The sequence below is a fragment of the Rickettsiales bacterium genome, assembly GCA_033762595.1.
GTDB lineage: Bacteria > Pseudomonadota > Alphaproteobacteria > Rickettsiales > UBA8987 > JANPLD01.
Map to the genome: position 1 here is coordinate 1 of JANRLM010000079.1, position 19,525 is coordinate 19,525.

Here is a 19,525-nt window from a genome sequence, read left to right on the forward strand (position 1 = left end):
TAGAACTGAAGCTCAGGTTAAAAACCAAGCTTTTATGACTGCTAATGCAAATTATCTAAATGTTTCAAAATTTGATGCGGCACATAGAAGAAATTTAACTGGTAAAAATATAAATTTCTTCGTTTGGGATTGGTTTGCAGGAACACAACAAGCAAATATATCAAAATTAACCGGCTTAATTCCGACTTCAAATATTAAAGGAGGACTTTTTAATCCAAATGGAGATTCACATTCAGCAAATATAAGCTGGAGGGGTTCAAGTGGCTGGAAGCACGGACAAACCGTTGCTGGTGTTTTAGCTCAAGGTGCTTATGAAGGTAATTTTTATTTTGTTAGCACATTTAGCGGTTCAAATTTAACTTCAGGTGCAAATTATATTAATAATATTGGCGGTGCAAGAGGCGTTGTTAATATGAGTTTTGGTGGTGGTTTTACTCCAAAAAGCACTTTAGTAACAGCTTCAGGTAACTATAAACATTTTTTAGTTATGGCGGCCGGAAACAACTCAGCACCTAACCCGAGTATGCCAGCAGCATGGGCTGACCAAGCTGGTTTTAATAATGGTTGGTATGCAGTTGTTGCAACTAATCCTGCTGGAACATCAATTGCAAGCTATTCTAATAGATGTGGTAATACTTACTCTTGCTTCGCAATGCCTGCTGGTGTTGGCGGTGGAACTGGCTTACCGGGAACATCATATGCAGCACCGGCCTTTGCTGCAGTTGTTGGCGTTATGGCTCAAGCCTACCCTAATTTAACCAATGGCCAAATCTCAAGAATTTTAGCACAAACTGCCAATGATATTGGTGCAACTGGCTGGGATAGCACTTTTGGCTTTGGTATCCCTAACCTTGAGAGAGCCTTAAACCCTAATGCTTCTGCAACATATTTCGCAAATGGAAGTGGTCAGAATGTTAGCTTTGCAGGAACACCAAGCTATGTTTCAGTAAATACTATACAATCTGCTTTTGGCTCTGCACTCGGCACTCCTGAGGGTTTTAGCTCTGAAGGTGAGGGAATGAGCGTAATGATGATTGATGATTTAGATAGATATTTCCAAATGCAATCCCCTGTTCAAGTTAGAAACGCTAGAGAAGATATTATAAATAAATATACAAATTTTATAAATCCTGAAATTCGCTCTCTAAAATTAAATGAAACAAAAATTACTGAAACTTTCAGCGTAAAATTTGATAATAATAGTATGGCGAATCTTTCAACTGAAAACACTGAAATGCTGTTAAATGAACTTCCAATAACAGCTTTAACTAGCTTCAAAGTTAGTAAAGATGTTGAAGCAACTTTCGGTTACACCGCTAATTTGAATAATTTATTTTCAAACCCTAACCTTGCTTATGAAGCAACTGATTTCATCACCCCTGAAGATTTTAGCAACCCATATCTCGGATTTATTGAAAACATTCAATCAACTGCTTCGCAAATGTCGTTTAACCTCTCTGATAATTTATCAGCGAGGGCAACTGGCTTTACCTCTGATAATAATTTCGGTTTAGAATTTGCAGGATCAGTTTTAGAGTTAAATTATAAACCAACTGATAATTTATTTATCGGGTTCAAACAAGGTTTCTTGCAAGAAAACAATAGCTTATTCGGTGTGCAAACTAGCGGTGCATTTGATTTTGCTAATAACTCAAACACAATGTTCACTGGCCTTGATTTGAATTATGATGTTAACAGCAAGTGGAGTTTATTTGCATCTGGATTTGCGGGTATAAGCTCAACAAGCCCAGCCCAAAATTCAGCTTTCTCACAAGTTAGTGATGTTATAACAAGTGCATTTAATTTAGGTTTATCTAGAAAAGAAATTTTTGGAAATGATAAATTAATTATGGCTTTTGGTCAGCCTTTAAGGGTTGAAAGTGGCACTGCAAGAGGCACAACTTTAACTATGGATGAGGGCGGGGTTGTGAATCAAACTTCATTCGCACAAACGCTTGCACCTAATGCGAGAGCATTAAAAATACATACATCTTACGCAAAAGAAATTGCTGAAGAAACTGATATAATTGTATCAGGTGAGGCAGTTAGAAACGCAAACCATATGACAAATAACGAGCTTGATTTAACAATCCTCGGTAGGGTTAGACATGGGTTTTAAGAACCTATCCCACTAATATTTATAGAATTTATTTTTTGCCATAACCCGCAGGGCTACTATTATTTTTTGCATATAACTGCGATAAATTTTTTGAAATATGAGTAACTATTCCTTCAAAATTTATCTTGTACTCTGCAAAAAATAATCAAGTAGCAAATTTATAAATATAAGTGGGATAGGTTCAATTAAATCTCTTTCTGCATAAGAATTGTATCGTGCCATCTGCCGAATTTGAAGCCTACTTTTATAAGCCTGCCCCTCTCTTCAAAACCTTGAGCTTTATGAAAATTATAGGAATTCTGGTTTTCATCAGCAACCACTACTGAAACCATCTGTTTATAGCCAATTGCCTTACATTTTTTTAGCAACTCATTGATTAACGCCCTGCCAATACCCTTGCCAATAAAATCTTTATGAATATAAATTGAATCTTCAAGCGTATAGCGATAAGCCGAGCGTTTTCTGAAAGGCAAAACATAAGAATAGCCAACCACTTGGCTACCTGCTTTTGCAACTAAAAACGGCAAATCTTTGGCAAGAGTTGCCTCATAAACTTCTAAAAATTGGGCTTCAGAGGGTAAGTTTTCTTCAAGCGTTGTAACGCTTTCTTTAACATAATAGCTATAGATATCTCTAATTTGCTTGAGATCCATAACTTTTGCATCTTGAATAACAAAATCTAATTTTGCAGGCTTAACCATCTTAATTTATGATATTTATAACCTGAGAGTTATTATAGGTTACTGAAATATACAAGAAAATTTATATTTTTTACGCAAAATGCCCCACTAATATTTTCTGTGATGCAATAAAATAAACTTCAAAATTGCTTAAAATTTTAATGAATTATTAACCTTTTTATGCTACAATAAAATTGTCGGTGGTTAATAATACTCTCCCCCCCAAAAAATAATCACCGACTTTTCTTTCTAAATCAAGCCATTACCTGCAAAACTAAAGTGAGAATCACCAGCGATTATAAGGTGATCATGAAGTTTTATGTCAACGCTATTTAATGCCCCTTCAACATTTTCAGTCATTTCTATATCAGCCTTGGAAGGCGTTGGATCACCCGATGGGTGATTATGAACTAAAATAATCGCAGAAGCCCCATGCTCCAGAGCCCTTTTTACAACTTCCCTAGGGTAAATTGGGGTTTGATCAACCGTTCCAACTTGTTGCACTTCATCTGAGATAAGTTTGTTTTTCTTATCCAAAAATAATATTCTAAATTGCTCGCGAGTTTCATTCCCCATTGCTATTTTGCAATAATCAAGCAGCGCCTTCCAGCTTTGTAAGATTGGCTTTTCCTTGGTTTGCTCTTTAAGAACCCTGAGAAAAAACTCATTCATAACTTTTATTGTAGTTACCGCAGATTGGCTTAAGCCATATTGTTTTTCAAGGGCGTTAGCATCAAGAGAAATTAATTTTGCTAGAGAGCCAACTTTACTCAAAATATCTTTAGCAATGGGCTTTACATCCTGCCTTGGATAGGCAGAAAATAAGGCGATTTCTAATATTTCATAATCTGGAATAGAACTTGAAGAATTATTTATTAAAGAAGTTAAAAACCTTTCTTTCAACCTTTTGCGATGCCCCAAAAAGTGAGGTTTTTCTGAGGTTTTTAGAAAGTCATTTTCTTTAAGTTTATTCATCGTCAAAAATTATTCTTGCAGCACTTCCCTCTAAATCCTCATACTGCTTGGATTTTAAGCACCAAAACACCCCTAGTAGTGCTAAAACACATATCAAAAGTGTAATTGGTATAATTAAAATTAAAATATCCATAATGATAGAAATTGATTATTTTTTGTATTTAATCAATTATTTTCTTGGTTGCTCAATATTTATTGAATTAGCTAAATTGATTAGTTATAATGGATAAAGAACTATTTATTTATATGTTATCAACTGATTTTGAAAAAATTCTTATTAGCAAAGCATCAAAATTATCAGATATTGATCTTATTCAACTGATGAATTTTGCTGAATTTCTAGTTAATCAAAAAGAGGAAAAAGCCCTCAAAGATGATTCCTTATTAATTTCCGCCCCAAAATTCAAAGAAATATGGGATAATGAAGACGATGAAATTTATGACAGAATATAAATTTGGGGATATACTTATTGCAAAAGTTCCATTTACAGATTTTTCCCATCAAAAAAAAAGACCAATAGTTATTGTAAGTAAAAATATCCTATTTGAAGAAAAGGGAGATTTGCTGTTTATGCCAATTTCAAGTAGAATAATTAATGCTAGAATCTCTCTAAATGAATTTTTTATATCTGATATTTTATCAGCAGGCTTACCAAAAAAGTCTTTTATTAAAGCAAGTATTTTTACTATACAAACCTCACTAATTGAGAAAAAATTAGGTTCACTTTCTAAAGAAGATGAAAAATCTCTAATTACACTAATAAATACAATTATCTAACCTCAAGTTGAAATATGTCGTCGAATCCTAAACAAACAGATGTAATAATTATTGGTGCAGGACCAGTTGGGCTTTTTGCAGTGTTTGAGCTTGGGCTGCACGGAATGAGTTCTGAGCTAATTGATATTCTTGATAAACCAGGTGGCCAATGTGCCGAGCTTTACCCAGAAAAACCAATTTATGATATCCCTGCAATCCCTAAATGCACTGGACAGGAGCTAGTTGATAACTTGCTTGAACAAATAAAACCTTTCAAATATAATCTCAATCTCTCACAAATGGTTGAAACCATTGAGAAAATGCCTGATGGCAAGTTCAGAGTTATTACAGATATCGGCAATGAATTCATCGCACCAGTTATTGCAATTGCTGGCGGAGGTGGCAGTTTTATGCCAAAAAAACCACCCCTTGCAAATATTGAGCAATATGAAAATAAATCCGTTTTTTATGCGGTTAGAAAAATGGAAAATTTCAAAGATAAAAACCTTGTAATCGTTGGCGGTGGAGATTCCGCATTAGATTGGACTATAAACTTAGAGCCTCTCGCAAAATCAATTACTCTTATTCACCGCAGAGATGATTTTAGAGGTGCAGTTGCCTCAGTTGATAAAGTCAAAAGCCTTGCAAGCGAAGGAAAAATCAAAATTACTTTCGGGCAGGTTACAAATTTAATTGGTGAAAACGGTCAACTAAATGCCATTGAAATCACTGAAAATGATGGCAATAAATTTGATTATAATTGCGATATGATGCTTCCTTTTTTTGGCCTCACAATGAAATTAGGGCCTATTGCGAATTGGGGTTTGAACTTAGAGAAAAATCTCATTTCAGTTGATACTGAAAAATTTGAAACTAGTGAGAAAGGAATTTTTGCAATCGGAGATATCAATTATTATCCGGGTAAATTAAAACTTATTCTTTCTGGTTTTCACGAGGCCGCCCTAATGGCAGTTAAGGCTTATGAATATGTTTTCCCTGGTAAGAAGGCTAAATTTCAATACACAACTTCTTCCTCAGACTTGCAGAAGAAACTAGGCGTTGGTTAGATTTGTTGAATAAAAGGCGGTGTTTGTAAAACAAAACTGAAACCGTCTTAATAGAGCCAGCTTGGGTTTGGCAAAAGTTAGGAAAACTAAGGGTTGTAGAAAAAGTTGCTGAGTTTCAACTGAAATTAAAGCGATTAATTTCACAAATCAATATTATCTTTTTTGTCAACCTCTTGATTCCCATCTTGGGAATTAGAAAGAGAAATTGGGAAAGTTTTTTTCCCAATAAAAATATCAGCAAAACCTCGGCTAATTATCGTTTGTATGGCCTCTCTTTCTCCATGAGCTTCAGGAGAGTAACAACCTTTTTGAATTTCAACTCTATTATAACTGTAACCAAGAAATTGAGACATTTCATAAAGTAAATTTACAAACAATTCATTTTGTTTTTGTGTCCATTGTTTTATATCCATACCTCTGTCATTTAACAATGAGTGATATTCTCTCCAAGCATCTATAATTTTTTTAGCTTTTTTATCGTTATGATATTCTATTTCAATCATATTTAAAGCTTCTACATGCCTATCAGAAACTCTGTTAGCTCTTGTTGCCATAAGCGTATGAAAAAGCCAAAGCTTTCTATTCTTACCTTCTTTTAGTTTTTCAATAAATTTTTGAACTTGGATTGCCACTATTGGACCTAAAAAAGTGGCTAATATTATTAAACTATCTGAAATTGTAATATCTGTCATTTTTTCCTTTTGATTGCAGAAGCAATTATTATTGCACCTATTATTATAGAAAGAGGTATAGCACCAACTGACTTTGCAATAAGAATAAGGATACCTATTGCTACTCCTATGGCGATAATCCATACTAAAATTATCCCCATAATTTTAGTAAAATTAGGGAATAAACTATACACCCCCAAAATCGTAAACATTGGTATTCCTATATAAGGTACAATTTCAACTATACCGCCTCTTTTTTCAAAAATATCCATATTGAAAAAATTCAATGCAGCAAAACTAAAAGATAAAATTGCTTGAAAATATTTGTTTTCGAAAGGGTCTCCTTTAATCCCTGTTATTCTAACAAAACCTTTGTAAAGGTAGCTAAAAAAACTAGTTATAATAACACCTATTTTCTTTCCAAATTTCTGAGGAAATAACATTGAGCTTCCAATAAGGAAAAATATTACTCCCATTATTATAATATCAGGAACAACATCAAATTTACCAGATCTTATTATGTCTATTAATGGATGTAATAAGAAAATTATTCCAAAAACAAAAAAGAATCCACCTACAAAATAAGTGAAGAATTTATCCCAAAATGATTTTTTATTATTGTTTTGCTCCATATAAAAATCCTTTTTTTAAAAACTAATTGAATATCTTTATAAACTCAATAAAAAATACTGAACCAGTTCGAATCTCGTCTGCCCTAGCAGAAAATTTTTCAAACTATCTTCAAATCCTGAACTTCTTCAAATTAAGTTCAGACCTCAGCGTCTTTCGTCTATTTGCCTCTGAACTGCTTGATAAGCAAGGTTTCTGCCGTTTCTTAAACTATGGTTAGAAGATTCGAACCAACTTCATGCTCTCGTATTGGTTGAAATGAGGTGATGTTTAGGAAAGAATGTCTTTGAAGTTCAGTGTTTTTGAAACTGGCGGAAAATAAGGAGCTTAAAGCCTTGTTTCGCCTTGCGAAAAACAACCCCTCTCGTGTGGGTTGTGCTGGCGGAAGCGGTGAGATTCGAACTCACGGTAGAGTCGCCCCTACGTCAGTTTTCAAGACTGGTGCCTTAAACCGCTCGGCCACGCTTCCGTATTGTTTACCAAAACAAGGGTAATATGAAAAGATAAATTGCCTTAATACAAGCCAGTGCAATTATACAAAGGCTTCTAAATGCAACCTTCAATTTTGTCAAATCAAAAATTTTGGCTTATAAGTTGTATAGAAACTCAGGTGAAAAATCTAAGCCATTATTCCAAACTATTGTTCCAAGCTCGTTATCTATAAAAACATTCTTAAAATAATCTTGATTTTTTAATGCCTCAAACAAACCTTTCTTATCCTTCAATATAGGATAAAAATCTACAATTTTAGATAATCCATTCTTAAAATTTAATTTCAAAATAAAATTTTCTAAATATTCTACTTTTGTAACTTCTGGAAAAAAACAATCAGCCTCAATTTTGCTATGAAGATATTTATGATATTTTTGTATTTCCTGAGTTTGTAACATTATTCTAAGCCCTCAATTCTTGCCAATTCTTCTCCTCTAGTTGCTCTAAGCCAATTTGACTGCAATTCCTCTTTATGTTTTTCATGCCATTCTAAAACCAACCTAGTTGCTCTTGGGGGGAATTTTCCTTTTATAATACCTGTTTCAATTTCAACTATAATATCATAATTTTGATATTTAGCATGAAAATGTGGAGGATTATGTTCATCATAAAACATCATTATTATAATCCCCAAAAATTCAGATATTTTAGGCATAGATTATTTATTGCTTAGAGCGTAATTGTAATATAATTTATCATTTTATGCAATATTATAGATAATTAATATGAAAAGGATAATCCTTGCATCTGGTTCAGAGATTAGAAAACAATTACTTATTGAAAATAACATCAAATTTGAAGTTATAAAACCCTTTTGCGATGAGGAAGAAGTTAAGAAATCCCTAGTCCCTAAAAACTTACCCCTAAAACAACTGGCCTTAGAGCTGGCAATTGCAAAAGCTAAATCCGTCTCCGAAAAATTCCCTGATGCCTATGTTATCGGCAGCGATCAAATTTGTGAACTTGATGGCGAAATAATCTCAAAATCTAATAATGAAGATGAAGCCTTCACTAGCCTCAAAAAGATGAATGGCAAAACGCATTTTCAAAATAATGGAACTTGTATTTTGCTAAATTCCAAACCTGTTATGGAGCATATTGAAATTGCAGAACTTACCATGAAAAACCTTTCTGATGCAGAAATTTGGGATTATATTAAAAAAGATAACCCCATAGGTTGTGCAGGTAGTTATAAATTTGAACTTAACGGCAAAAATTTATTCTCAGAAGTTAAAGGCTCAAGAGAGGCAATCCTCGGCTTTGCGGTAAGTAAAGTAGTTGAGTTTATATCATAAAAAATGTATTAACTACCCACAGAAACTACAACAGTTGCCGTGCCACCAGAGCCACCGCCACCGCCTTTTACTCTTCTTTCAACAGTGATATTGTTTGAACGCCTTACCCTATCATATATTTTTTCCCTCATAGAAGAGCCATATTCAAAAGCGGTATTTGAAAACATACTACGCTTTTTAGTAATGGTTTGTGGGTCATCAAAGCCAATTCTATATCTAAGTGCAACAAAATTCTCAGGTTTTGTTTCATTACTATTATTATAACCTGCTTCAATATCTATATTCTCAAAGGGCCTTAAGCGAAGCGAATATTGTCCGCCTGTTATGTTCTCAGATTTATTAATTTCACTACTATATTGATACCCTTTTGCAAACCACCAAGCCCAAGGCATATAAGGCGTTTGAAAGCCTAATTCAGTATCAAATCCTTCTAATGCTTTTTCTTCATAAATTGTATCAACATCTCGCCAGCCCGTATGAGGTAGGTAATAATTTGAATTTACCTCAAAAGAAGCTGAGCGTAATTCAGCACCCAAGCCACTTCTTTGGTGGCCATAAGGCCCTTGAAAATCATAAAAATAGTTAGTGCCGTAGAATATATTCTCATCTTCGGTTAAGTGCCTATAACCCAAACCTAAGTTTGTAGTTAGCCTACCGCTATCACCATAAGCAATTCGAGTTTGGTTAAAGAGAAAATCATTCTTAGCCTCAAAAATAGGCTGGATTGTAGTAATACCAAATTGAGGCTTACCATCTTCATTAAGTTGATGTTCAATTTCCAACCTTTTTAGCCAATTTGGAGCTTCCTCATAATCATTTTCAAATAATTTGCTTAAAGCTGGTGAAAGAAATTTATTTGCTGATTCAGCTAATCCAGATTTCAAATCATTAGAATTTGCTGAGCTTGAATAAATTGTTGTTAAAACTAATAAACTTACTAATGAAATTTTAGAACGAATTTTCATGAATCCCCCTTACCCTATAAAACATTTGCAGAAATGGCAATTTGCATATCACCTGAGAAGGCTTCTTGGCAAACTCCGTTTATAAATTCAAAAACAATTCCTTTAACTGGCCTCATAGAAAAATTGAAGGTTAGGGAGTTTCCATCATTAATAGTAATTGGAAAACTAACACCACCAATTGTATTACCCACGAAAACTAAATCTCCATCTGTGTTAATATAATTAATTTCAAGGCTTCCGCCTGTGGCTGCTCCTTCCACTTCATCACTGCCGGAAGTTATAACATCAAATAAAGGGGTGTTATTATTGCTTGCTACAAAATCTTGTGCTGCACCGCCATCTGTTGAAATTCCTGATGGAGCAGTTCTACAAGTAGGCCCAGAACCACCATCTAAAGCAACTGAACCCCTAATAACAATATCAACGCCCGCTACAAAACTCATAGCGTCATAAGTTCCTGCAGGAACAGCAACACCGCTTACATAATTTCCAAGCTGAGTTCCTGCGGAAGCACTAGCAAAATCAAATGTTTGAGTAGCGGTAGATAAATCAAAAAAAGTTTGATCTGAAGCTTTTCTTAATCTGAATTTTTTTATATCAAAGCTAAATTCTTCTGGCTCCCCCATACAAATTCCTGTAAAATCAGCAGGTCTTGTATGGCAGAATGGTGGCCCCCAATAGCCACTACCATCATCAGGTCCAGTCCAATCCGCATTGGCATTCATAGGAAGAAACTCAAGAACTGCTAAAACTAGCAAAATTAACCTTCTAAATTTTTTCATACACTAAATATTTATTTAGATATAAAGATAGTTAGAAAAAGTAAAAAAATTCTAGAAAATTGTGATTAAGCAAATTAAATATTAACTTTTTTTAATATTTGTTGCGGGGTTGCAAGCTGGCTAGTTGCGTTGTATTAATTTATCTAAATCAACTTAATTTGATTTATCAAATAAGAAATTGAATTTGAAGCACTTTCTTCCGACGCACACCAAATTGTTACCCCGCATTTATTGCGGGGTTAATGGTTGAAATTATTTATATTTATATTTCAAGGTGTTGAATGTGCTTATTGGTTAACCCCGCAATAAATGCGGGGTGACATTATAAGAAAAAATATAATATTTTTTTATTAACATGAACTATCTTTCTCAAAATTATCCCAACATTTGGTTGCCATATACCCAGATGAAAACAGCGGAGTTGCCCTTGCCGGTTAAATCTGCGGAGGGTTCTTACATTATTTTGGAAGATGGAAGAAGGTTACTCGATGGAATTTCCAGCTGGTGGAGCGTCTGCCATGGTTATCAGCACCCGCACCTAGTTAATGAAATCAAAAAACAAACTGAAACCCTTAGCCACATTATGTTTGCGGGGCTTGCCCACGAGCCTGCTTATAAGTTAGCCGGCAGGCTAATAAAATTAACGCCAGAAGGTTTAACTAGAGTGTTTTTCGCAGATTCAGGCTCAACTTCCGTTGAAATTGCTATGAAAATGTGTGTGCAATATTGGCGAAATAAGGGCGAAAAACGCCGCAATAAATTTGTTTCATTCAAAAACGGCTATCACGGCGATACTATGGGAGCGATTTCTTTAAGTGATCCAGAAGGATGGATTTCTAAGGCTTTCAATAACTATGCACCTTTGCAATATGTGGTGGATATACCATCTGATGAATATGGGTTTTCTGAGTTTGAGGCAATGCTTAAGGCTGAAAAGAAAAATATAGCAGGGCTAATTATAGAGCCACTAGTGCAAGGTGCAGGCGGAATGAAATTCCATAGTGCTGATATTCTGGCGGAAATTTATAATATCTGCAAAAGAAATGATATTTTATTTATCGCTGATGAAATTATGACAGGTTTTTATCGCACTGGCTATAAATTTGCTTGTGATGAGGCGGGCATTTCCCCTGATATAATGTGCGTTGGCAAAGCCCTAACTGGCGGAATGATTAGCTTAGCCGCCTCTATCGCCAAAGAAGAAATATTTGAAGCCTTCCTTGATGACACTCTCGAAAAAGCTTTTATGCATGGCCCTACTTTTATGGCAAATCCGCTGGCTTGTTCAGCTGCAAATGCCTCACTTGATTTATTTGAAAGGGAAGATTTTACTAAAAAAATTGAATTTATAGAAAATTATTTTTCTTCTAAATTTAAGGAGTTTGAACAAATTGAAATCGTTGCAGATGTTCGCGTTAAAGGTGCAATAGTGGTTATTGAATTAAACCCTGATAAAATAAAAAATGATATTTGGAAGTTTATTTTTGAGCTTAGAAAAAAATTTGTTTCTCAAAATTTGTGGCTTAGACCCTTCAAAAATATAATTTATGTTATGCCAAATTATAATATTTCACTCTCTGAACTTGATTTTATTAAAAAAACTATAAAAAATGTTTTAACTTCTTAGTTAATTTGTGGTATAATCAAAAATTAATAAATTCAACAGGTTAGAAATAATTTTAATAAAATTTTAGATAAATTTTAACTAGTATCTAACAAGTGAAAATATTCAAAAAAATAAAAGGATTCAGTTTAATTGAAACTATTGTTACCATTGTAACCGTTGGAGCGGTTGCTACTGCAAGCTTTATTGGCGTTTCAACTAAAGATCAAATTTCTGCTCATAAACAAGCATCAGAAGAATTATCAATAATAAGAAATAGTATTATTGAATTTTCTAAATCTGGCAGATACCCCTGCCCTGCTTCGCCAATTAATGCTCAAGGCTTTGGTAGTGAAGCTATAGATACAGATTCTGGCTACTGCAAAACTAGCAATTTATTAAGTTATGACCTTGATAAAAAATCTGAATATCAGGGTGCACCTGTGCCAGTAGAAGCTGATTTTGTAATGGGTATAGTTCCGTTTTCTTCACTTGGGCTTTCTGAAGAAGTTGCTAAAGATGGAAAAGGAAATTTTTATGGTTATGCCGTTACAAATCACAAAACTAAAAGGGGTGGTTGTTCAAGCTTTGCAAGCTCTGATGGCTCTGCACAATACGCACCAACTAAGTTTGGAGTATTAACAAACTATGATATTAATAAATCCTTTCTAGAAAATTTATCTTTATACGCTGACTCAAATGAAAATGCTGAATTTTATGTAATTTATTATGGGCAAGATGCTGTTGGAAGCTGGTCAAAAAATGGCGTTAGAAATATACCTAATAAAGCAAGTATTAGTAAAAATGATTCAATATCATCAAAAAGTGTATCTGGCTTTATAGGATATGATGCGGCCAGTGAAGTGAATGCTGATTTTGGTAAGCAAGAACAATTTGATAATTTTATTTTGGCCCCCTCACAATCACTAAATACTCCGCAAGAAAGCCTTGATAAATATAATATTCAAAGAAGTTCATCTTTTGATGATATTGTAGTTTATGGAAAAAGTAATTACATTACCAACAAAATCTGTGTTGGTTGCAGGGCTTGTGATGCCACTTATGCAAATATTTTTGTTCAAGTAGATAGCTTTAATAGTTGCAATCAAATTGCTGATTTATGCAAATGTACCAATGCTTCCCAGTGTGATGGAACACTTGGAGAATGCTGTAATTCTCAAATAGGCCAATGTGGCAAACAATTTTGCGCAGCTAATTGCTCAAATAATAGCGAATGTCCAGTTGGGGAATGTTGTCAAATAACTAATGGAAATGGCACTTGTTCGGCTTTATTCTGTGCTGATAACCCTAGATGTGTTGATAAGCAAGATTGTGGAAATAGTGAATGTTGCAGCTTAGAAAAGCAGGAATGTAGCCTTGCATTTTGTGCAGATTTCCCAAATTGCTGTGAAGCTGATTCTTGTTGTGATGCAAGATGCACAAATCACGATGCAAAAATTTGTGATTGCAATAAAGATTCTTGCTCATCAAAAGATTGTCCCAATTACGATTTATGTACTTGTGAACCCGATAATCCAAAATGTAAAACATGCAATGATAACTCAGAGTGTCAAAATAATGAAATTTGTATAGATAGTAAATGTGTAAATAATCCAGATTTCTGCTCAAGCAATTCTGATTGTGAAAATGGCAAATGTTGCTTTGGTAATATTTGTTCTAAGTGCATCGCAGATGAAAATTCATCATCGAGCAGTGGAAGCTCATCTTCATCTAGCGGCGCTGAAAATGAAGGATCCACTTCAAGTAGTAATGGAGGGGATGCTTCTTCATCAAGTTCATCTTCATCATCTAGTGGCGGTGAACCAGCTTGTTGCTCTACCAATAGCTGTTGTGATAATAATTGTTTTCAATATGATTTATGTTTATGTAGTCCAAATACATCTTCTTGTAATGATGTTAATTGCAATGTTGATGCTGATTGTGGAAATGGAAAATGTTGCATAAATAAACAATGTGTAAATTGCGGTAATGAAACAGATCAGCCATGCGAGAAACCATCAGATTGTGATTCGAGTAGAACATGTTGCAATGGAATGTGCGTTAATTCTAGTGCGTTAGTTGGAGGAAATTGTGCTGATGCACCTTGTGATCCTATATCAAACCCATGTGCATTAGGATTTGTGTGTTGTAGTGGAATTTGTGAAGAAGCTAGAATAAATATATTTGGAAAAGTAGATGGGATTGCTGGAACAATTGCAAAAGGTGGCGGAAACATAATTATAAGAGGTTTATCTGAACAGCCCAACTCATCTTCTAGTGGCTCAGGAGAAGGCGATAGCTCCGGTCAATTAGGAAATAGCGGGCAAGGTGGAGGCAGTAGTGGTTTATCTACAATAAGCATATCACTTAACCCTCAAGACCTTTGTAACACCTGTCAGAGTTCATTAGATTGTAATGGCGGCAATTGTTGTAACGGCATTTGTAGTCAAGCAGCTTGTAATTCTTTCTGCTCTAATAATTTAGATTGCGAAGATCCTGCAACACCATTTTGTTGCGGAAATTATTGCCAAGCAGCACCCTGCTCATGCACGAATAACTCACAATGCCCATCAGGGACTCCGAATTGTTGCAACGGAACTTGTCAAGTTGCCCCTTGCTCTTGCACGAATAATTCACAATGCCCTTCTGGAATGAGTTGCTGTAATGGAGCATGCCAAGTTGGTTCTTGCTCATGCACGAACAACTCACAATGTTCTGCAAGTAAGCCTTATTGTTGCAATGGAACTTGCCAATCTCAGAATTGTTGCACGAATAATTCACAATGTCCTAATGGTCAATGTTGCAATGTAAATAATGGCCAATGTTCCGCCTCTAACTGCGTTCCAAGCTGTTGCTCAACAGATTCTTGCTGTAGCCAAAACTGCCCAGCCTATGATGAATTTCAATGTGCCTGCCAGCAAGATCAGTGCATTAGTAGTTTTTGCCCTCAATATAATTTCTGTTTATGTAACCCTGGCTCATGCAATGGATCTTCTTCAAGCGGGTCTTCTTCAAGTTCTTCTAGCGGAGGAAATGGCTGTGATGCTCCAAATTATCAATGTAATAGTTATTCATTAAATACATACAATTGTGGCTCTCAAGGTTGCTGTGCTCAAACTGGCTCTATACAATGGTCTAACGCCCCAAACCCTTGCTCAAATACAATTGATCCAAATTTTAATTTCCAAACCAATATTCCGCCTGGACATGTTATTACATCGGGCAATATTGATGGATTAAATTGGGAATTTAGATTTGGTGGAATGGTGATAAGCGAGTGCCCAAATTGTAAGATCCAACCTATGTGTGCCTTTGTAATTACAAATACTTGTAATGTAATTACACAAAATAATACTGATGATGGAAGTTACACATTTCCAATAACATGTAAGCTTGGCGTTGATTATTCTCAGGCTACTATACTTGAAACTAATATAAACACTGCCAATCAAGGAAGCGAACATTGTTCATTTGCATTCAAATGGAAAAGAACCACAAACGAAAATTCATTTTGGGCAAGTGCCTCAACTACACAATGTGGCTCATCAGGATGCGGGCAGTTAGATGGCTTCTGCAGAAATAGTTTCCAAACATTTCCTATGTACCCATTAATGTGTACTAATTCCCCTTGAAATTAGGCAAGTTTTAGTTACAAATTTTTCAAAAAGTTTTTCTTATGAAATTTGTAGCAACAATAATATCTGATGATAAATTCCCGCTGAACCAATCAGAAATAAATTACATCGTTGATATGCTTCAGCATAATAATGCGGCAGTTGAAGATGTGAAAATTTTGGCAGAAAACAAAGCCTGCGATATTTATTTTTCCTACCTAAAAGCAAATGAAGCGAGAGAAATTTTATTTGAATTACTCAAAAATGTTCCAATAGATTTTATTGTGCAAGGTATTGAAGGCAGAAAGAAAAAGCTATTCATTTCAGATATGGATTCTACAATTATCAACCAAGAATGTATTGATGAAATTGCCGATTGCTTAGGGCTTAAGGATAAAATTTCTGCCATAACCGAAAAAGCAATGAATGGTGAACTTGATTTCAAATCAGCTTTGCGAGAGCGGGTTGCACTATTAAAAGGCCTTCAAGAAAGCGAGTTACAAAAAGTTTTTGATAGTAAAATCACTCTAATGAAAGGGGCAAAAACGCTTGTTCAAACTATGAAGAATAATGGCACGAAATGCGTTTTAGTTTCAGGTGGTTTTACTTTTTTTACCTCTAGAGTTAGAGATTTATGCGGTTTTGATATTGATGAATCTAATATTCTTGAAATTGAAAACGGCAAATTAAAAGGCTCAGTTAAAGAGCCAATTTTAGATAGCGCCTCAAAATTAAACGCATTAAATTTTTATTGTGAAGAACTAAAAATCTCTAATTTTATGGCTCTTGCAGTTGGTGATGGCGCAAATGATATTCCAATGATTAAAAATGCAGGGCTTGGAATTGCATTCCACGCCAAACAAAAAGTTAGAAATGAAACAACTCACCATATTAATATTCCAGATTTAACGCATTTGCTTTACGCCCAAGGATACAAAAAAAGTGAGTTTTTTGAAGAACATTGTTAGGTAAGCATAGATTTTATAAATTTACGTTGCTTTTCCTCTGTTGTGTCACCCCGCACTTGTTGCGGGGTAAACCATAAGATAAGCTCAAAACCTAGTTTTATAAACACTTTTAGCCATTAACCCCGCAATAAATGCGGGGTGACAATTGCAGGTTTAGGAACTTATATATACTTGCTTAACAATGCCTGTTGAAGAATAAATTATTTCTCCAAACTCCACCTAGCTTGCGGAATAAAATCAAGGCTACTTTGATAGCCATTTTTGAAATTTTCTAAGCCAGCCCAAGCTATCATTGCGGCGTTATCAGTGCATAATTTTAGTGGTGGTGCGAAAAAATTTATTTCATTTTCAGAGCAGAATTTTTGTAAACTTCCATTTATATATTTATTGGCTGCAACGCCACCAGAAATAACAAAATTCTTAATTTGCGGATTTATTTTTTTCGCTTCTTTTAAGGCGTTTTTAAGCCTATCAAGAATTATATCGCTAGTGGTTTTTTGAAAAGACGCACAAATATCTGCGATAATTTTCTCACTTAGCCCCTCACCCTGTTTACGGGGGGAGGTTGGGTGGGGGGCAATTATTTTCTCAACTTCCCTTAAAACAGCAGTTTTCAAGCCAGAGAAAGAAAAATTGCAATTATCACTGCCAAAAAGTGGCTTGGTAAATTTGAAAGAATTTTCATCACCAGATTTCGCAAGCTTTTCAATTATTGGCCCCCCCGGATAGCCAAGCCCAAGCAATTTGGCGGTTTTATCAAATGCCTCACCCGCTGAATCATCAAGTGTTTCACCCAGAATTTTATATTCACCTAATTTACTTGCGTAAATAAATTGGCAATGCCCACCAGAAACGAGCAATAGCAAAAAAGGAAATTCTACATTATCCGTAAGCCTGCAAGTTAGCAAATGTCCCTCTAAATGATTAACACAAACTAATGGCTTATTTTTAGCAGATGCTATGCCCTTTGCACTCATTAAACCAACAATCAAACCACCAATTAGCCCGGGGCCTGCCGTAACGGCGATTGCATCAACATCATCAAGCGTGCAATTTGCATTTTTTAGTGCTTCATCAATAACCACTTCAATTTTATCGATATGCGCTCGTGAGGCGATTTCAGGCACTACACCGCCGTAAATTTTATGCTCATCAACTTGCGAATAAATTATATTTGAGAGAATATTTCTATTTTCATCAACTATTGCACAGGCAGTTTCATCGCAACTTGTTTCTATACCTAATATTTTCATAAATTAGTTGTATTAAACGCAAATTTTTGTAACAAATTATTGTTATAAATAAGCAATTTATAAAGCAGTGCCTAAACATTTCAATAAAATATATTCAAAGCACAAAGCTGAAAAGGTTTTTCAAATCATTGCTGATGTTGAAAAATATCCAGAGTTTCTGCCTTGGGTGGCGGGTGCTAGAATTTTAGAACGCAACCAAAAAGAAAATTATTTTATCGCTGAATTATTAGTTCATTTCAAAATGTTCAGCCATAAATATTCTTCAAAAGTTTCTTTATCATACCCAAACGAAGCAAGCGAAATAAAAAGTTACAAAGTTAAAACTGATTTAGTTTCAGGGCCTTTTAAGCATCTTCATAATAATTGGATTGTAACTCCAGCAAATAATGGTGAAACCGAAATAATTTTTGAACTAGATTTCAAATTTGAAAATATGCTTCTTGAAAAATTAATCGGCGGATTATTTGACAAAGCTACAAAAAAAATGACTGATGCTTTTCTAAAAAGAGCTGATAGTTTAATTATTTAACATAGATTTTTATGGAAGATTTTATTTATAATGCATTTGGTTTAGTTGGCGTTGGGCTTTTAATTCTAGCTTATTTATTACTACAAATTGGTAAAATTAAAGCCGATGAGATTTTATACCCAGCTCTCAATTTAATTGGTGCTGTTTTGCATGTAATATCACTCATAAAATTTTGGAATTTAGCAAGCCTAGTTATTGAAATATTCTGGATTGCTATTAGCCTTTATGGCATTTGGAAGATAAAAAGAAATATGAATGCTTAACTTACTTGCTTAACATCTTTTATAGCCACATATCTATCACCTTGAACAATCTCAGAGGCGACTTTAGAAAATTTTTCCCTTTCAATAAGGCTACTTCTAGCGGTGAATAGAAACTCGCCTGTTTTGGTAAGCCGCATAACCTCAATATATTTATTCGCAGTTGCCATCGCTGTTTTGAAGTTCTTTGCTTCAACCTCCGTTAAAACTTGCCCCCCTTGTGGTTGCCCATCTAAATAGCCAGTTTTGCGGTTAGATTCTATGATAGCTTTACCTACATCATTTAATTCACCTTTTTCAAAATCATAACCACCGAGAGAAGAAATATGGAGTGCCACCCCAACTAAAGGGCAAGTTAAACCGCCTTCCTCGTGATCAAAAGCCCCTAATTTTGCTTTATTAGATTTTTCCTTAAATTTTTGGGTAATGTTATCAACCCATCTATCGCCTTTATCAAATTTCTTGTTGGGAAAAGCCTTAAGCATTTCATCATAGGTTTTTTGCAGATTTTCAATTTCAGATTTTTGTTGGATTAGATGTTTTTCACCTTCGGCATAAATATCATCAATTGTAATTCCTTTTTCTTCCAGTTTTTTTATTGCTAATTTAACATTTTCATTAGTTAATTTTCCATTTTCTAAATTTTCAAAAATTGATTTATCTGCTTTATCTATGAATAGCGATAGCCCAACTCCAAGTGTTCTATTATAATCTTCAAGAAGATAATCAGCCTTCTCCATCATATGCTTTGGTGAGAAGGGATCATTTTCACCAAATAATTTTTTAATTCCGCCTTCACCTAAAACTTCAGTAACTAAATTTGCAAATAGAGAATCACCGATTGCTTGTCGCTTAGCGAAATCAA

General features: G+C 34.6%; 21 protein-coding genes and 1 tRNA gene. 10 read left to right on the top strand and 12 right to left on the bottom strand.

Features of this window, described 5'->3' with window-relative positions:
• Window positions 1-2,119, top strand: a 2,119-nt coding sequence (locus SFT90_05735; protein ID MDX1949982.1) for a S8 family serine peptidase, incomplete at its 5' end; no start/stop codon positions are given.
• A 185-nt stretch (window positions 2,120-2,304) separates the two neighbouring features.
• On the opposite strand, the gene SFT90_05740 is transcribed toward SFT90_05735, so the two are convergent.
• The 3 genes from SFT90_05740 to ccoS form a co-directional block, all read right to left on the bottom strand.
• On the bottom strand, window positions 2,305-2,820 hold the full coding sequence (locus SFT90_05740; GenBank protein ID MDX1949983.1) for a GNAT family N-acetyltransferase: 516 nt from the start codon (window positions 2,818-2,820) through the stop codon (window positions 2,305-2,307).
• 228 nt (window positions 2,821-3,048) lie between these two features.
• Window positions 3,049-3,774: a DNA repair protein RadC gene (radC, locus tag SFT90_05745; GenBank protein ID MDX1949984.1), complete on the bottom strand. Its 726-nt coding sequence runs from the start codon at window positions 3,772-3,774 to the stop codon at window positions 3,049-3,051.
• Window positions 3,767-3,907, bottom strand: coding sequence for a cbb3-type cytochrome oxidase assembly protein CcoS (ccoS, locus tag SFT90_05750; protein ID MDX1949985.1), 141 nt, complete (start codon window positions 3,905-3,907; stop codon window positions 3,767-3,769). The genes radC and ccoS overlap by 8 nt, the downstream gene beginning before the upstream one ends.
• Window positions 3,908-3,996: 89 nt before the next feature.
• Here ccoS and SFT90_05755 point away from each other — a divergent pair, with 89 nt between their 5' ends.
• Genes SFT90_05755 through SFT90_05765 form a run of 3 tightly spaced genes read left to right on the top strand, consistent with a single transcriptional unit; the run spans window position 3,997 to window position 5,598 of the window.
• Complete coding sequence (locus SFT90_05755; GenBank protein ID MDX1949986.1) at window positions 3,997-4,227, top strand: hypothetical protein; 231 nt, start codon at window positions 3,997-3,999, stop codon at window positions 4,225-4,227.
• Window positions 4,214-4,552 carry a type II toxin-antitoxin system PemK/MazF family toxin gene (locus SFT90_05760; protein ID MDX1949987.1) on the top strand — a complete coding sequence of 113 codons (339 nt, stop codon included), beginning with the start codon at window positions 4,214-4,216 and terminating at the stop codon, window positions 4,550-4,552. Before SFT90_05755 ends, SFT90_05760 begins: the two co-directional genes overlap by 14 nt.
• Window positions 4,553-4,566: 14 nt before the next feature.
• Window positions 4,567-5,598: an NAD(P)/FAD-dependent oxidoreductase gene (locus tag SFT90_05765; protein ID MDX1949988.1), complete on the top strand. Its 1,032-nt coding sequence runs from the start codon at window positions 4,567-4,569 to the stop codon at window positions 5,596-5,598.
• Between the two features lie 140 nt (window positions 5,599-5,738).
• Here the strand turns inward: SFT90_05765 and SFT90_05770 are convergent, their stop codons facing one another.
• The 5 genes from SFT90_05770 to SFT90_05790 form a co-directional block, all read right to left on the bottom strand.
• A complete protein-coding gene (locus SFT90_05770) occupies window positions 5,739-6,290 on the bottom strand; it encodes a DUF6680 family protein (GenBank protein MDX1949989.1) in 552 nt (183 codons plus the stop codon).
• Window positions 6,287-6,901, bottom strand: a complete 615-nt coding sequence (locus tag SFT90_05775; GenBank protein ID MDX1949990.1) for a hypothetical protein — start codon at window positions 6,899-6,901, stop codon at window positions 6,287-6,289. The genes SFT90_05770 and SFT90_05775 overlap by 4 nt, the downstream gene beginning before the upstream one ends.
• A gap of 377 nt (window positions 6,902-7,278) precedes the next feature.
• Window positions 7,279-7,368, bottom strand: a tRNA-Ser gene (locus SFT90_05780).
• A 118-nt stretch (window positions 7,369-7,486) separates the two neighbouring features.
• Window positions 7,487-7,789 (bottom strand): DUF2442 domain-containing protein, encoded by a 303-nt coding sequence (locus tag SFT90_05785; protein ID MDX1949991.1) that lies wholly within the window; start codon window positions 7,787-7,789, stop codon window positions 7,487-7,489.
• On the bottom strand, window positions 7,789-8,046 hold the full coding sequence (locus SFT90_05790) for a DUF4160 domain-containing protein (GenBank protein MDX1949992.1): 258 nt from the start codon (window positions 8,044-8,046) through the stop codon (window positions 7,789-7,791). Before SFT90_05790 ends, SFT90_05785 begins: the two co-directional genes overlap by 1 nt.
• Before the next feature lie 70 nt (window positions 8,047-8,116).
• On the opposite strand from SFT90_05790, the gene SFT90_05795 reads away from it, so the two are divergent.
• Window positions 8,117-8,686 (top strand): Maf family protein, encoded by a 570-nt coding sequence (locus SFT90_05795; GenBank protein MDX1949993.1) that lies wholly within the window; start codon window positions 8,117-8,119, stop codon window positions 8,684-8,686.
• 8 nt (window positions 8,687-8,694) lie between these two features.
• On the opposite strand, the gene SFT90_05800 is transcribed toward SFT90_05795, so the two are convergent.
• Complete coding sequence (locus SFT90_05800) at window positions 8,695-9,651, bottom strand: inverse autotransporter beta domain-containing protein (GenBank protein MDX1949994.1); 957 nt, start codon at window positions 9,649-9,651, stop codon at window positions 8,695-8,697.
• A 14-nt stretch (window positions 9,652-9,665) separates the two neighbouring features.
• Window positions 9,666-10,433 carry a hypothetical protein gene (locus tag SFT90_05805; GenBank protein MDX1949995.1) on the bottom strand — a complete coding sequence of 256 codons (768 nt, stop codon included), beginning with the start codon at window positions 10,431-10,433 and terminating at the stop codon, window positions 9,666-9,668.
• 355 nt (window positions 10,434-10,788) lie between these two features.
• On the opposite strand from SFT90_05805, the gene SFT90_05810 reads away from it, so the two are divergent.
• From SFT90_05810 to serB, 3 genes are all read left to right on the top strand, one after another.
• Window positions 10,789-12,060: an adenosylmethionine--8-amino-7-oxononanoate transaminase gene (locus SFT90_05810; protein ID MDX1949996.1), complete on the top strand. Its 1,272-nt coding sequence runs from the start codon at window positions 10,789-10,791 to the stop codon at window positions 12,058-12,060.
• 92 nt (window positions 12,061-12,152) lie between these two features.
• Complete coding sequence (locus SFT90_05815; GenBank protein ID MDX1949997.1) at window positions 12,153-15,668, top strand: type II secretion system protein; 3,516 nt, start codon at window positions 12,153-12,155, stop codon at window positions 15,666-15,668.
• 44 nt (window positions 15,669-15,712) lie between these two features.
• Window positions 15,713-16,618 carry a phosphoserine phosphatase SerB gene (gene serB, locus SFT90_05820; protein MDX1949998.1) on the top strand — a complete coding sequence of 302 codons (906 nt, stop codon included), beginning with the start codon at window positions 15,713-15,715 and terminating at the stop codon, window positions 16,616-16,618.
• 200 nt (window positions 16,619-16,818) lie between these two features.
• On the opposite strand, the gene tsaD is transcribed toward serB, so the two are convergent.
• Entirely contained in the window at window positions 16,819-17,871 is a 1,053-nt protein-coding gene (gene tsaD / locus SFT90_05825; protein ID MDX1949999.1) for a tRNA (adenosine(37)-N6)-threonylcarbamoyltransferase complex transferase subunit TsaD, read from the bottom strand.
• Between the two features lie 67 nt (window positions 17,872-17,938).
• On the opposite strand from tsaD, the gene SFT90_05830 reads away from it, so the two are divergent.
• Complete coding sequence (locus SFT90_05830; protein MDX1950000.1) at window positions 17,939-18,400, top strand: type II toxin-antitoxin system RatA family toxin; 462 nt, start codon at window positions 17,939-17,941, stop codon at window positions 18,398-18,400.
• Window positions 18,401-18,411: 11 nt separating this feature from the next.
• Complete coding sequence (locus SFT90_05835; protein ID MDX1950001.1) at window positions 18,412-18,663, top strand: hypothetical protein; 252 nt, start codon at window positions 18,412-18,414, stop codon at window positions 18,661-18,663.
• On the opposite strand, the gene SFT90_05840 is transcribed toward SFT90_05835, so the two are convergent.
• Window positions 18,660-19,525 (bottom strand): hypothetical protein (locus SFT90_05840; GenBank protein ID MDX1950002.1); only part of this gene is annotated, 866 nt, incomplete at its 5' end. The two genes, SFT90_05835 and SFT90_05840, sit on opposite strands and share 4 nt — an antisense overlap.

What these genes read in the sequence shown, in the direction of transcription:
- SFT90_05805 (MDX1949995.1), bottom strand. Translation starts at nt 10,433, where the DNA reads ATGAAAAAATTTAGAAGGTTAATTTTGCTAGTTTTAGCAGTTCTTGAG.
- SFT90_05800 (MDX1949994.1), bottom strand. Translation starts at nt 9,651, where the DNA reads ATGAAAATTCGTTCTAAAATTTCATTAGTAAGTTTATTAGTTTTAACA.
- tsaD (MDX1949999.1), bottom strand. Translation starts at nt 17,871, where the DNA reads ATGAAAATATTAGGTATAGAAACAAGTTGCGATGAAACTGCCTGTGCA.
- radC (MDX1949984.1), bottom strand. Translation starts at nt 3,774, where the DNA reads ATGAATAAACTTAAAGAAAATGACTTTCTAAAAACCTCAGAAAAACCT.
- SFT90_05785 (MDX1949991.1), bottom strand. Translation starts at nt 7,789, where the DNA reads ATGTTACAAACTCAGGAAATACAAAAATATCATAAATATCTTCATAGC.
- ccoS (MDX1949985.1), bottom strand. Translation starts at nt 3,907, where the DNA reads ATGGATATTTTAATTTTAATTATACCAATTACACTTTTGATATGTGTT.
- SFT90_05795 (MDX1949993.1), top strand. Translation starts at nt 8,117, where the DNA reads ATGAAAAGGATAATCCTTGCATCTGGTTCAGAGATTAGAAAACAATTA.
- SFT90_05810 (MDX1949996.1), top strand. Translation starts at nt 10,789, where the DNA reads ATGAACTATCTTTCTCAAAATTATCCCAACATTTGGTTGCCATATACC.
- SFT90_05790 (MDX1949992.1), bottom strand. Translation starts at nt 8,046, where the DNA reads ATGCCTAAAATATCTGAATTTTTGGGGATTATAATAATGATGTTTTAT.
- SFT90_05740 (MDX1949983.1), bottom strand. Translation starts at nt 2,820, where the DNA reads ATGGTTAAGCCTGCAAAATTAGATTTTGTTATTCAAGATGCAAAAGTT.
- serB (MDX1949998.1), top strand. Translation starts at nt 15,713, where the DNA reads ATGAAATTTGTAGCAACAATAATATCTGATGATAAATTCCCGCTGAAC.
- SFT90_05760 (MDX1949987.1), top strand. Translation starts at nt 4,214, where the DNA reads ATGACAGAATATAAATTTGGGGATATACTTATTGCAAAAGTTCCATTT.
- SFT90_05765 (MDX1949988.1), top strand. Translation starts at nt 4,567, where the DNA reads ATGTCGTCGAATCCTAAACAAACAGATGTAATAATTATTGGTGCAGGA.
- SFT90_05835 (MDX1950001.1), top strand. Translation starts at nt 18,412, where the DNA reads ATGGAAGATTTTATTTATAATGCATTTGGTTTAGTTGGCGTTGGGCTT.
- SFT90_05775 (MDX1949990.1), bottom strand. Translation starts at nt 6,901, where the DNA reads ATGGAGCAAAACAATAATAAAAAATCATTTTGGGATAAATTCTTCACT.
- SFT90_05770 (MDX1949989.1), bottom strand. Translation starts at nt 6,290, where the DNA reads ATGACAGATATTACAATTTCAGATAGTTTAATAATATTAGCCACTTTT.
- SFT90_05755 (MDX1949986.1), top strand. Translation starts at nt 3,997, where the DNA reads ATGGATAAAGAACTATTTATTTATATGTTATCAACTGATTTTGAAAAA.